Origin of the sequence: Williamsia muralis, assembly GCF_002735905.1 — a bacterium.
Taxonomy (GTDB): domain Bacteria; phylum Actinomycetota; class Actinomycetes; order Mycobacteriales; family Mycobacteriaceae; genus Williamsia; species Williamsia muralis_A.
The window spans coordinates 384775-397902 of sequence record NZ_PEBD01000008.1 but is presented as its reverse complement, the minus strand read 5'-3'; the positions used below and the strand labels follow the sequence as shown (position 1 = coordinate 397902).

General features: G+C 65.2%; 12 protein-coding genes. 6 read left to right on the top strand and 6 right to left on the bottom strand.

Features of this window, described 5'->3' with window-relative positions:
- Positions 1 to 63 precede the first annotated feature (63 nt).
- Together CSW57_RS10880 and CSW57_RS10875 are read left to right on the top strand one after the other, a co-directional pair.
- Complete coding sequence (locus CSW57_RS10880) at positions 64 to 609, top strand: hypothetical protein (protein ID WP_099382791.1); 546 nt, start codon at positions 64 to 66, stop codon at positions 607 to 609.
- 188 nt (positions 610 to 797) lie between these two features.
- Complete coding sequence (locus tag CSW57_RS10875) at positions 798 to 2297, top strand: AMP-binding protein (protein WP_099382790.1); 1500 nt, start codon at positions 798 to 800, stop codon at positions 2295 to 2297.
- A gap of 18 nt (positions 2298 to 2315) precedes the next feature.
- Here CSW57_RS10875 and CSW57_RS10870 read toward each other — a convergent pair whose 3' ends face one another.
- From CSW57_RS10870 to CSW57_RS10860, 3 genes are read right to left on the bottom strand one after another with little or no spacing between them, the layout of a single operon-like run.
- Positions 2316 to 3119, bottom strand: coding sequence for a hypothetical protein (locus CSW57_RS10870; RefSeq protein ID WP_099382789.1), 804 nt, complete (start codon positions 3117 to 3119; stop codon positions 2316 to 2318).
- Positions 3116 to 3532 (bottom strand): hypothetical protein, encoded by a 417-nt coding sequence (locus tag CSW57_RS10865; RefSeq protein WP_030166927.1) that lies wholly within the window; start codon positions 3530 to 3532, stop codon positions 3116 to 3118. The genes CSW57_RS10870 and CSW57_RS10865 overlap by 4 nt, the downstream gene beginning before the upstream one ends.
- Positions 3529 to 3942, bottom strand: coding sequence for a hypothetical protein (locus CSW57_RS10860; protein ID WP_030166924.1), 414 nt, complete (start codon positions 3940 to 3942; stop codon positions 3529 to 3531). The genes CSW57_RS10865 and CSW57_RS10860 overlap by 4 nt, the downstream gene beginning before the upstream one ends.
- Positions 3943 to 4002: 60 nt before the next feature.
- Here CSW57_RS10860 and CSW57_RS10855 point away from each other — a divergent pair, with 60 nt between their 5' ends.
- Positions 4003 to 4719: an EthD domain-containing protein gene (locus tag CSW57_RS10855; RefSeq protein WP_099382788.1), complete on the top strand. Its 717-nt coding sequence runs from the start codon at positions 4003 to 4005 to the stop codon at positions 4717 to 4719.
- A 3-nt stretch (positions 4720 to 4722) separates the two neighbouring features.
- Here the strand turns inward: CSW57_RS10855 and CSW57_RS10850 are convergent, their stop codons facing one another.
- Together CSW57_RS10850 and CSW57_RS10845 are read right to left on the bottom strand one after the other, a co-directional pair.
- Positions 4723 to 5565 (bottom strand): LLM class flavin-dependent oxidoreductase, encoded by an 843-nt coding sequence (locus CSW57_RS10850; RefSeq protein ID WP_370623938.1) that lies wholly within the window; start codon positions 5563 to 5565, stop codon positions 4723 to 4725.
- A gap of 12 nt (positions 5566 to 5577) precedes the next feature.
- Entirely contained in the window at positions 5578 to 6936 is a 1359-nt protein-coding gene (locus CSW57_RS10845) for an MFS transporter (RefSeq protein WP_099382787.1), read from the bottom strand.
- 24 nt (positions 6937 to 6960) lie between these two features.
- Here CSW57_RS10845 and CSW57_RS10840 point away from each other — a divergent pair, with 24 nt between their 5' ends.
- Both CSW57_RS10840 and CSW57_RS10835 read left to right on the top strand, forming a co-directional pair.
- Positions 6961 to 7557: a YqgE/AlgH family protein gene (locus CSW57_RS10840; protein ID WP_081729758.1), complete on the top strand. Its 597-nt coding sequence runs from the start codon at positions 6961 to 6963 to the stop codon at positions 7555 to 7557.
- A gap of 145 nt (positions 7558 to 7702) precedes the next feature.
- A complete protein-coding gene (locus CSW57_RS10835; RefSeq protein ID WP_370623937.1) occupies positions 7703 to 9706 on the top strand; it encodes a CocE/NonD family hydrolase in 2004 nt (667 codons plus the stop codon).
- A 38-nt stretch (positions 9707 to 9744) separates the two neighbouring features.
- Here the strand turns inward: CSW57_RS10835 and CSW57_RS10830 are convergent, their stop codons facing one another.
- Complete coding sequence (locus CSW57_RS10830) at positions 9745 to 10158, bottom strand: SdpI family protein (protein WP_099382785.1); 414 nt, start codon at positions 10156 to 10158, stop codon at positions 9745 to 9747.
- Positions 10159 to 10241: 83 nt separating this feature from the next.
- Between CSW57_RS10830 and leuS the strand changes: the two genes are divergently transcribed.
- Complete coding sequence (gene leuS / locus CSW57_RS10825; protein WP_099382784.1) at positions 10242 to 13094, top strand: leucine--tRNA ligase; 2853 nt, start codon at positions 10242 to 10244, stop codon at positions 13092 to 13094.
- Positions 13095 to 13128 lie beyond the last annotated feature (34 nt).

Genomic DNA, 13128 nt, shown 5'->3' with positions numbered 1-13128 from the left:
CTCTTACGCTACCGCGAAGGGGCACGGCGGAACCCGTCACCCACCAGCGCCGTCCAAGTACTCATGGAACCGACGATCGAGTATGTCTTCGGGGCCGGTGACGGACGGACCAGCACCTGGACCTCGTCGGCAGATCTGACCCTCGGAGGAGGTGCTCCGGATGCGGTTCGGCTCGACTTCGACGGCGACGGACTGTCAGACGATGCGTTGTGGGACCGCGACCATGATGGACGGGCCGATTGCAGCGCGCTCGACCTCGACGATGACGGCGCTGTCGACGCGTGGTTCATCGATGATGGTTCTGGGGTGTGGGGGGAGCGGTCGGAGGGAACCGCCGGTACCGGACCGGTCGAGCCACCTGAGCCGGCCCGGTCGCCCACGCCCGTCGACCCGGGAGAGCCGCCTACGCCGTCAGGCGATCGTACGTTCGACAGCAACGCGGACGGGCTCGACGACATCGCGGTGTCGCGCATCGGCGGGCGGCTCTACATCGACACCGACAGCGACGGGAAGTTCGACCAGGTCCTGATCGACTCGGATCTGAATGGTGTCGCCGACTCGGGGGCGCATCCCGGGCCGGAAGGTTTGACGTTCGACCGCTACGGGTAGCTCCGCTAACAGTCTGCGGCCATCGACTTCATCGGAGAAGTGACGGAGAGTGCGGACAGACAGCTGTTCGGATGAGGCGACGAGTCTCAGGGCGGTTGCCGCCCCTGTCAGCAGCCACCCTGAGAGCCACCCCTCGCTCCACTTGAATGACCGTTACGATCAGAAATGGAAGTAAGGCTCAGTCAACCATGAGGGCAGATGCAGTGCAAGACTTCGGGGCGGCCCAGGAAGACGCAGAGCCTGTGGTGTTGTGCGGGTCCACCGCCCGCACTCACCAAGAGTGCTTCGACCGAGCGGGCCGGCTGGCGTCAGCGCTGGTCGACCTCGGTGTCGAGTTCGGTGAGAGGGTCGGACTCCTCGCCTTCAACAGCGTCGACTTCCTCGAGATCTCCATCGCCATCGCCTCTGCCGGAGGCAACCCGGTGCCCATCAATTGGCACTGGACCGCATCCGAGATCACCTACCTCCTCGATGACTGCGAGCTGCGGATCCTCTTCTGCGACACGATGCATCTGCGCACCGCCCGCCAGGCCGTCGCCGCGGCGCGCTCGACTGTGCAGATCGTCGAGGTCACCGACGGGGTGAACCGCCGCAATTCGCATGAAGCCCTCATCGCGAGTCATACCGGCGGGCTGGAATACCGGGAGGACGCCATGGCGGCCTCTCTTGGCCTGATCTACACCTCGGGTACCACGGGCCGTCCCAAAGGAGTTGTGCGCGAGCGCATGAGCGCGGATCAAATGTTCACCGTGGCCGGCGCCACGGCCGAACGCACTGGGCTCCGGCAAGGCGGCGAGCTGCTCGTCGCCGGACCGCTGTATCACGCGAGTCCGAATGCCTTTGCTCTCCTGGGCCTGCGGATCGGCTCGAACGTCACGCTCATGCCGAGATGGGATGCCGAAGATTTCCTCGAGTTGATCCACACCAGGCGTATCGAGCAAGCCAAGGTCGTCCCCACGATGCTCTCTCGGTTGCTGTCGTTGCCACCCGAGGTTCGGACCGCATACGACGTGTCCTCGCTGACGCATCTCGTCCATTCGGCAGCGCCGTGTCCACCGGCCATCAAACGTGCTTCCATCGAGTGGTTCGGGGACGCGGTCAAAGAGTTCTTCGGCTGCACCGAAGGCGGGATCATCACTTGGATCGACGCGCAGGAGTGGTCGGAGCGGCCAGGATCGGTCGGCCGTCCGGTGGACGGTTCTTCGGTGAGGATCGTCGACGACACGGGCCGGCCTGTGCCGGCCGGAACCCCAGGACGCGTGCAGATTCAGCCGCCGCAGGACTGGCCTGCCTTCACCTACCTGCGCAGCCCCACACCGGCCCGGTTCCCTCTAGATGTGGGCGATGTCGGCTACGTCGACGACGACGGATACCTGTACCTGACGGGCCGCAGCACCGAGGTGATCATCTCCGGCGGGGTCAACATCTATCCCGCCGAGATCGAGGCCGCGGCGATGGAACTGGCGTACGTCGAAGACGCTGCCGCGGTCGGCCGACCACACGAGGGTGACCTCGGGGAGCAAGTGGCCCTATATGTGGTGGCCAGACCCGGGTACGACGTCCAGCCGACCCAGCTGCTCGACGCCCTCAGTGAGCGCCTGGCGTCATACAAGCTGCCACGGATCATCGAGGTGCTCGACCATCTCCCGCGCGACGACAACGGCAAGGTCTACAAGTTCAAGATCTGAGGTTGGGTATGCGCAGTTTCAGGCGGCGGGGTTGTGCCGGCGCAGTCGTCGGTCCTCGAGGGCTCGCGCGGTGCGGTAGGTGCGGCCGGCACGCCACACCTGGAACGCGGCTTCGAGACTGAGAAGTAGCGACCCGGCAACGCAAAAGCCGAGCGCCAGCAGTCCGAGTGTGACACTGACCGGGCTTGTCTCGGCTATGGGGATGTCCGCGATCCAGATCAGCGCGGTTCCGACGAACTTCCACGCCGCCCAGCCCACACCGAAGAGACCGCCCAGGCCGACGAGGTAACGCAGCGGGCCGAGCTCGGAGCGCACTACGGTCCAGCCGAGAAAGCCCGCCGGGAGACCGATCCAGATGGCGAACACCGCTTCGTACAGAACAACGTTGAAGTTGTCGCCGTATTCGGTGAGGAAGTTGGCCGACGGCGGGAAGTCCGCGTGCACGAGGCTCAAGTTGATCACCGCGACGGACGCTGCGGCACCGAGCACCAGGATCATTACCCGTTGGTGCAACTCGGGATCGGTCCATTCGTCGCCGTCGGGATCCAGACTGTTTCTCCGGATCGCGATCAACGCACCGACCAGCGCACAACCGGCAAGCACCGCTGATGTTGCGCCCCACATGCGCTCGGCATTGGTCATCAGATGTCGCACCCCGTCTTCGGGTACGAGCGCTAGGTAGTTTTCTCCGGTGAGGCAGTAAAACGTGATGCACACACCGAAGACGATTGTCGTGGCACGGCGATACCAACCGCCTCGGAGGGCGATCAGGATTCCCAGGGCCACCCCTGTCCAAGCCAGGGCCCCGAGAAGGGTGTTCATGCCACGATGCCAACAGCTCCGAATGCAGCGGTCAGGGCGCGATTGGTCCGGGGCTCATTGCCTCGGCCTTCGGCGAGCGTGCCCACTGTGGTGGCAAAGGCCTCGGCCTTTGCCTCCCGGCGTGAGTTCTGATCGCAACCGTCGTGGCCTGCCAGCAGGTGCCAGGCCTCATGCGCCGCGATGTGGATGCGATGGGCAGTGGAGACGTTGCCCGGGATGACGATGATCGCGGTGCCGTTTGCGGTACGCAACGCCGCCCCCGTCAGTTCGCCTGAGGTCAGGCTGTCCGAGGTGATGCAGCGAACCGCGCAATCGAGTTGGCGGGTGAGACGGTGTTCGAAGTCCTCCCAGGACCAATCACCTTCAGGGGTGATTGCGGCGGCCAGGCGGAACATCTTCTGTCGGGTCATCATTGTCCGACGCTCTTCTCTGCTTCCAGTACCCGGCTCACCTCGCGGAGCAACGTTGCCAGTTCGGCTCGCCCGGTCGACGACAGTTGGTCGGCACGAAGTCCGGCCACCTGCAGTCCCGTTTCTTCGATGGCCGCCTGCACCTCTTCACCTAGAGTGCGGGGGTTGCTCGAAAAGTGGTCTTTGGAGACCCCGAAGAAGGAGCAGATGGCGTCGCGAACGGCGCCGTCTACCTTCATGACGCGACCCTTGCGGATCCGCCACACGAACTGCCGGTCGATGTTGCGGCCGGTTTCAGCCGTGACCCAATCAGCGATCTCGGCGTTCGCGGTACGAGACCCACCCGGCCACCGAATGGCACAGAGCTTATTGAGCTCGATTGCGAACTCCGACACCTCATCACGATTGCGCATGCGGTAATAATGCCAGGTCCAATACCACTTTGTCGCCACAGTCTGCAGTCGAGGTCGAACATGGAAAAAGTCATGATGTCCGTTCGGGCCCCCGTTCCCGACGAGGAATGGTGCTCTGAACTGCGAAAACGTGTCGTTGAATTGACTGCGAATGCGGAATTTTCGGGGGTCACCGTCAATGTCCGGGATTTACCTGTGACCGACTCAATCATGACTCTGACCACGCTGGAACCTCCGATTGTGGCCGTCATCAGCGTGTGGACACAGCAAAACTACGGTCTCGGTGTCTCGGAATTGATCAACACTCTCGAACGCGATTATCGAAACCCTGATTACGGAAACATCGCCGCCTATCTCGTCACCGAATCAATTCCGCTTCCGGTGCCTGTGGTCGAGTTCGGCACTCGAACCCCCGGGTTGGCGAACATGGCGTTTCTGCGCAGACCAGAACACCTCGACGAACAGACGTGGCTGCGACGGTGGCATCTCGACCACACCAGCGTGGCGATCGAGACCCAGTCGACGTTCGGCTATGTGCAGAACGCGGTGGTCAGGCCGCTCACGGCAACCTCGCCACCGCTCACCGCCATCGTCGAGGAACTGTTCCCGATCGAAGCGGTGCACGATGTGCACGCCTTCTTCGGTGCCGCCGACGACAAAGACCTGGCGGACAGGATGGGCCGGATGCTCGCGAGCACCGGCGCCTTCGGTGCCGACCAGAACATCGACACCGTGCCCACGAGCCGCTACGTCTATTCGACCCCGTTCCGCGACTGAGCGTCAGGGTCTCGGTGGGCCGGCCTCGATCCGTTCGAGTTGATGGGCGATGGGGTCGGCAGAGGCTGATTCCCAATCGGAGTCGAGCCACCAGGTGATGCCGGCAGCGGCGAGCTCCGTTGCTTGTGCGCGTTCTGCGGCCGGGTCCGAGAGGTCGGCAGTGCCTTCGTAGACGATGTCGTAGTTTCCCGTGAAACCAAGTTCGGCCCGCAATTCGCGGATCTCCCTGGCCACCCCCGCCCAGTGCTCCACCGAAACCGGTGCCGCGCCCTGGATGTCGGGGTCACGAGGAAAGTTCGGTAGGAGCCCGTCGCACCGAGCCGCCCGGGCCATCGACTTGCGGGCGCCTTGTAGTCCGACACACCAGGTGGTGATCCGCGGCTGCTGGACCGGCGGCAGCGGTAGCTCGAAGTCCGTCGGCTGCACCTGATAGTGCTTGCCGTCGTAGGCGAACGGCTGCCCGGCCCAGAGACCGAAGAGCACGTCGAGTCCCTCGTCGAACAGCTCGGCGCGGGTTTTACGGCCCTGATCGCGCTCGAACGCCAGCCACCCGGAATGCAGGGCGCCCATGCCGACGCCGAGAATCACGCGGCCGTTGCTCAGCCGGTCGAGGGTGGTGGTCGTCGACGCCAGATCCCACGGTTTGCGGCGGGGAAGTGGCGTGAGCATCGTGCCAAGGCGGATGCGCTCGGTGCGCATCGCCGCGGCGGTCAGCGAGATCCAGGGGTCGTTGCCCCACAATGCCTCCCAGCCGAAGACGGCATCCCAACCGGCCGCTTCTGCCGCGACCGCCAGATCGGCGAACTCCATGCCGGCGCCCTTCGGGAACACGATTCCGTACTGCACGCCGCCTCCTGGTCAGATGGTGATCTTCTCTGGTGATGACCGATTGTTGACCACACGTACGACAAAAATGGCCACGACGTAGACCACGGAGCCCGCGATGATCAGATCGGGCGACTTGCCGTTGTCCGCAATCGTCAAGGCCGCCACGAACACCGCACCGACAAATGCGAAGTTGAAGAGCGCGTCCTGAAACGAAAATGCCTGCCCGCGACGGGCGTCGTCGACGTCCATCTGCATCGCGGCATCGGCGCACAGCTTGCACACCTGGCCGATCAGTCCCAGTACCACGGCGGCAACACAGATGACGATCCCGTTGAACGTGCACAGCGCGATCTGGGCGAGCGCTCCGACCGCCAGTGCCGACACCACCGCCCGTGTCCTGCCGATGCGGGCGACGAGGAACGGTGTGATGACCGCAGCCAGGAACATTCCGACGGCGATCATCCCGGCCACCAGACCGAACCCGGTGAGCCCGCCACCGAGCGACGAATGTTTGGTCAGCACCAGCAGCACCAAGGTGTTGACCCCGAAGACCAGCCGGTGGGCGCCGACCGCCGAGAGGGCCGCGGCCACCGACGGCACCTTCCAGACGGCCCGGGCTCCATGGCCCAAACCCACCGCGACCGCACGTAGTGCCGAACCGCCGGGATTTCGTGACCGCGATCCGCCGACGACGTCGAAGTGGTCGGGTCCGAGCTGAAGCGGTTCGAAGCGGTGGGCGATGAAGGCGGCGATCAGAGCGACCACCACTGCACCCATCGTGGTCGCGGCACTCCCGGTGTTGTCGGAACCGAAGATCTCCCGCAGGACGAGAGCTCCGCCGGCTCCGGCCGCCAGAGCGCCCGCACCGATGGTCGTGAAGAAGGAGTTCATGCCGACGAGGTGCTCGCGCGCGGCCACGTGTGGCAGGCCCGCCGAGAGCCCGGACGCCACGAAACGACTCGCGCCGGTAACCGCCAGGGCGGCGATGAGGACGCCGGTGTCGCCGGTTCCGGTGGCGATCACGATCGCCACGAGGCTCACCAGCACCGCTCGCAGGACGTTGGCCCACACGAGCACCGTGCGCCGATCCCAATGGTCGAGGAGGGCGCCGGCGAACGGGCCGATCACCGAGTAGGGGAGAAGTAGTACGGCCATCCCGGCGGCGACGGCCATCGGGTCGGCGTGCCGTTCGGGATTGAACAAGATCGCGCCACCCAGGGCGGCCTGGAAGAGCCCGTCGGTGAACTGGCTGCCCAGACGGACCGCCAGCAGCCGAGAAAGGCCCGGTGAACAGCGAAAAGACCTGATGAAGTCCCGCAGAGGTAACCGGTGGTCACCGATGGGGGAGGGCGGCACGGTTGCCGCCGTGGTGGGTTCGACGTTCACCATGTCCAGCGTACAAACACCTCGCCGGTGGCGTGCGATGATGAACGCGTGTCACCCAGTACCGCCCAGGTGTCTGCCGGCAGTCTGCTGATGGCCTCAGCCGATCTCGCCGAGCCCACGTTTCGCCGCACGGTGATCTACGTCATCGAACACAATGACGCGGGCACGCTCGGGGTCGTCCTGAACCGGATGAGTCAGACTGCGGTGCACAATCTTCTGCCGGCATGGACCGACACGGCCGCCCGGCCGAAGGCGATCTTCGTGGGCGGGCCGGTCAAGCAGGACTCCGCACTGTGTCTCGGCGTCGTCAAGCCGGGTATGCCCATCGACCACCTTCCCGCCCTGCGTCCCGTCGAAGGCCGTGTGGTGCTGGTGGACCTCGATGCCGACGCCGATGATCTCGGGTCGGTGCTGACCGGCGTCCGGATCTTCGCCGGCTACGCGGGCTGGGGGATCGGGCAACTGGGTGACGAACTCCGCCAGGGAAGCTGGATCGTCGCGCCGTCGCTGGCCGACGATGTCCTGGTGCCCGCGGACGTCGATCTCTGGGCACAGGTGCTGCGTCGTCAGCCGTGGCCGCTGCCGCTGTTGTCCACTCACCCGATCGAACTCGAACGAAACTGACAACCCGTCCTGGCCGGGTCACCGAACTGTTACGGTTCGATTCGGAATCGGTGACGGTGAGAGACCAGCGTCGCCGGGTGTGGGGAGTTGGAGGGGTCCAATGTCAGGGTGGGTTCGTAGGAACGGTTTCGGCAAGGTCGCTGTGATGGCCGGTGTCACGACGGTGGCACTGATGGCAGGGCTGATCAATCCGGTTGCGGCGCAGGCCGATCCGACCGCCGGAGCAAACGGGCAGCAGTGGACTGCCGGGCACGATCAGGGTCTGCGGTACCCGGACGTCAACGTCCAGTGGGACGTGCCGATCACGATGAGCGACGGCACGGTTCTCAAGGCCAACGTCTACCGTCCGGCGGATGCCGCCCGTAATCCCGTCGCCACCAAGACGCCCGTGATCGTGAACATGACCCCGTACACCAAGCTGGTGTCGGCGGTGGCCGACGCGGCGTTGTCGAACCCGGTGCTCGGCCCTCTGGTCGACCAGCTCGCGGGGATGATCAATCTGTCGGGTACGCCGATCGATGGCATCAACGACTTCGCGGGCACGATCCGCGGAGGCTTCGCCCGCACCTTCTCCGTCGACCAGAAACTGGTCCGCAGCGGTTACACCCAGGTGGTGGTCGATGTGCGCGGAACCGGCTTCTCCCAGGGTGTCTGGGACGTCTTCCGTGAGCGCGAGCAGAAGGACACCGTCGAGGTGATCAACTGGGCCGCAGCGCAGGGTTGGTCGGACGGCAACGTCGGGATGAGCGGTGTCTCCTATTCGGGGATCAACCAGATCCAGGCTGCCAACAAGAACCCGGAGCCGCTCAAGGCGATCTTCCCGGTGGAGCCGGGCGGCGACCTCATCCGTGACATCGTGGCGCCGGGCGGCGCCCTCGGCGTCGGCTTCCTGCCGGCCTGGCTCGCGTTGGTCAACGGATTGAAGTTCGTCCCCGACGTCCAGTCGATGCTCAACGGCACCTTCGACTGGAAGTGGTTGTCGGACAGGCTCACCGATCCGGCGGTGTTCGCCCCGCAGCTGCTCGACGCGCTGTTGTCGCCGACCATCGAGTCGATTCCGCCGCGCACGATGAACCTGCTCGACAACGCGTCCGCCGAGCGCGTGGGCTGGCGAGACCTCGCAGAGAACATCGAGGTGCCGACGATGCTCTACGGCGGCTGGTTCGACCTGTTCACCAACAGCGAGTGGCGGATGTACAACAAGATCCCGCTCTCCGGCGGCAAGAAGCAGCTGATCATGGGCCCCACCTACCACATCACCGGTGGCGCCGGCTTCGGTGATCCCGGCAGCCCACCGCGGCTCGACGTGCTTCAGAAAGCATGGTTCGACAAGTGGCTCAAGGGCATCGACAACGGCATCGAGAACTATGGGCCTGCCACGCTGTACCAGTTGGGCAACGGCTGGACCACGGCGTCGGACTTCCCGCGCCCCGGGATGAACTACCAGCGGATGTACCTGTCCGACCGCTCGAGCGGTACCGCGCCGCACGCCGTCCGCGACGGCTCGCTGTCGACGGCGCCCTCACCGAGCCGCGGCCGGATGACCGTTGCCCCCGGCCTGGCCACCCTGTGTTCCCGCGATGCGGCCCAGCAGACCGCGGGCCTGGTGGGGATCTTCCCGTTCTGCGCCGACGACGCGCGGATCTCGGAGTCCACGGCGCTGGCGTTCACCAGCGCGCCGGTGCAGGTGCCGACAACCATCAGCGGGCCGGTGAACCTGCACCTCAACACGGTGATGGACGCAACCGATGGGTACTGGACGGCGACGCTCAACGACGTCGCGCCCGACGGTACGTCGACCGTCCTGACGTCGGGCCAGGTGATGGCGTCGCTGCGTGCCCTCGATGCGGAGAAGACGGGTTACGCACCCAACGGCGACGTGGTGGACCCGGTCAACACGCTGACGCTGGAAACCCGGCAACCCGTGCAGCCGGGCAAGGCAGTCCAGCTCGACGTCGGTCTGCTCGCGACGGACGCATTGATCAAACCGGGCCACCGGCTACGGGTGGACGTGTTCGCGATGAACTTCCCGAAGGGGCTGCCGCTTCGGCCGCTACTGAACGAGTCGGAGCTCAAACCGGAACACATCCAACTCGATCCGAATGCCCTGAGCTTCCTGAGCATCCCGGTGTCGATACCGGCACCCTGACCTGGGCAGCGTCGCTGCTGACAGTTCCCGGCGGGTGGCTAGTTGGTGCACACCTTCTGCAGTGAGCAGCTGGCGCAGCCACCGCTCTGGCCACAGTCCGACGCGGGCTCTTCGACGGCGGTCGCCGCGCGGATGCCGAATGACCCGATGACGCCGGCGATGACAACACCGACCACGATCGCGGCGAACGCGAGGATGACACCGGCTCCGCCACCGAGGGCGAAGGCGAGGATGGCACCCATCGCGAGGATGGCTCCGGCGCAGATCAACCCCGGGCCGGCCACGCGGTTGGCGACGACGAACGCGTCGTCATTGCGCATGGTCTCTGCCGACCGGACACCGAACCACCGGTTGCGAGGCAGCTTGCGAGTGGTGCCGAGGGCACCCACCGTGAGGAAGATCAGCGCCAGCACCAGCGTGATAACGGCGAGGATGAAGGCGGCGATGGTCACCCCACCACCATACGATTGCTGTGCAAATCGCCCGTCGGAAGGCCTGCGTACGGCGGCTGCGAGCAACGCTTTACGCTGGTCAAGTGACTGGTTCGACGACCCCTGGCCCTGACGACACCCTGCAGCACCGCTATACCGCGGAACTGGCCGGGCAGATCGAGGAGCGCTGGCAGCGGAATTGGACCGAAGGCCGCACCTTCGAGGCCCCCAATCCGACCGGTGAACTGGCAGGCGACCTCTCGTCGTTCAGCGGACCGGATGCCAAGCTGTTCGTCCAGGACATGTTCCCGTACCCGTCGGGCTCGGGGCTGCACGTCGGCCACCCGCTGGGCTTCATCGCGACCGACGTGTACGCGCGCTATCACCGGATGAACGGCTTCAACGTCCTGCACACGATGGGCTTCGACTCGTTCGGGTTGCCCGCAGAGCAGTACGCCGTGCAGACCGGCACGCATCCGCGCACCACCACCGAGGCCAACATCGAGCGATACCTCGAGCAGATCCGCCGGCTGGGCCTCGGTCACGACGAGCGGCGCCGTGTGGCCACCACCGACGTCGAGTTCTATCACTGGACGCAGTGGATCTTCTTGCAGATCTACGACGCCTGGTACGACGCAGAGAAGGGTAAGGCGCGGCGTATCCCCGAACTGATCGCCGAGCTGGAATCGGGCGCCCGCACCCTGGCGGACGGCCGGACCTGGTCGGAGCTGGACCAGACCGCCCGCAACGACGTGATCGACGAGTACCGGCTGGTCTATCAGAGCGATTCACTCGTCAACTGGTGCCCCGGGCTGGGAACCGTGCTGGCCAACGAAGAGGTCACCGCGGACGGCCGCAGCGACCGCGGCAATTTCCCGGTCTTCCGTAAACGCCTGCGGCAGTGGATGATGCGCATCACCGCCTACAGCGACCGCCTCCTCGACGACCTCGAGCTGCTGGACTGGCCCGAGAAGGTCAAGACCATGCAGCGCAACTGGATCGGCCGTTCGCGCGGTGCCCAGGTGTCGTTCGGTGTGCCCGGTACCGATCACGAGATCGAGGTGTTCACGACCCGGCCCGACACGCTTTTCGGCGCCACGTACATGGTGCTCGCGCCGGAACACAAGCTGGTCGACGAGCTCACCACTGCTGCCTGGCCTGCAGACGTCAACTCGCTGTGGACCTTCGGTGCCCCGACTCCCGCTGCCGCGGTCGCGAAGTACCGGGAGACCATCGCGGCCAAATCGGACCTGGAGCGCCAGGAGAACAAAGAGAAGACCGGTGTCTTCACCGGCAGCTACGCGACGAATCCGGTCAACGGACAACAGATCCCGATCTTCATCGCCGACTATGTGCTCATCGGTTACGGCACCGGTGCCATCATGGCGGTGCCGGCACACGACCCCCGCGACCACGAGTTCGCGACGTCGTTCGGTCTGGAGATCATCGAGGTGATCGGTTCGGAACAAGGTGTCGCCGAGCAGGCCTACACGGGTGACGGAACGCTGGTGAACTCCGGATTCCTCGACGGGATGTCGGTAGAGGACGCCAAGGCCGCGATCATCGAGCGGCTCGAGTCAGATGGTGCCGGCAGCGGGACGATCCAGTACAAACTGCGCGATTGGCTGTTCGCCCGGCAACGCTACTGGGGCGAGCCCTTCCCCATCGTCTACGACGAGAACGGCGCGCCGCATTCGATCCCGGTTTCGATGTTGCCGGTCGAGCTGCCCGACGTGATCGATTATGCGCCAGTCTCTTTCGACCCCGACGACGCTGACAGTGAGCCGTCGCCGCCGCTGGCCAAGGCCACCGACTGGGTGCATGTCGAACTCGATCTCGGCGATGGTCTCAAGAACTACACGCGCGACACCAACGTGATGCCGCAGTGGGCGGGCAGCTCCTGGTATCAGTTGCGCTACATCGATCCGGAGAACTCGGAAGAGTTGTGCGCCAAGGAGAACGAGGCCTATTGGATGGGCCCGCGTCCTGAGTTGCACGGACCGCAGGACCCCGGTGGCCTCGACCTCTACGTCGGCGGCGTGGAGCACGCCGTGCTGCACTTGCTGTACTCGCGCTTCTGGCACAAGGTGCTGTTCGACCTCGGACACGTCACCTCGGCAGAACCGTATCGCCGTCTCTACAACCAGGGAATGATCCAGGCGTACGCGTTCACCGATTCGCGGGGCATCTACGTCCCGGCCGAAGAGGTCACCGAAGAAGGTGGCAAGTTCCTCTACCAGGGGCAGGAAGTCAACCGCGAGTACGGAAAGATGGGCAAGTCGCTCAAGAACTCCGTTGCGCCCGATGACATCTGCCGCGAGTACGGCGCCGACACCCTGCGTGTTTACGAGATGTCGATGGGTCCGCTCGACACCTCCCGCGCCTGGGCGACCAAAGACGTGGTGGGCGCCCAGCGATTCCTCCAGAGGGCGTGGCGTCTGGTGGTCGACGAGGCGACCGGCGACATGCGGGTCACCGAAGAACCGCTGGCTGACGACACCAATCGTCTGCTCAACAAGACCATCGAGGGCGTTCGGGAGGACTACGCGAACCTGCGCGACAACACCGCGGTGGCCAAGCTGATCGAGCTCACCAATCACCTCACCAAGCAGTATCCGAAAGGTGCTCCGCGAGAGGCGGTATCACCGTTGGTGTTGATGCTCGCACCGGTCGCGCCGCACATCGCCGAAGAGCTGTGGGGCAGGCTGGGCGGCACGGGATCGCTGGCGCACGGGCCGTTCCCGACCCCGGACCCGCAGTGGCTGGTCGAGGACACCATCGAGATCCCGATCCAGGTCAAGGGCAAGGTCCGCAGCCGGATGACGGTGGCCGCCGACGCAGACGAGGCCACTCTGCGGGCAACGGCTTTGGCGGATGAGAAGATCGCGCCGTTGCTCGACGGCGAGCCGCGCAAGGTGATCGTGGTGCCCGGCCGAATGGTCAACATCATTCCTTGAGCTGAAGAGGACCACGGCGACAGGCCCGCCTTTG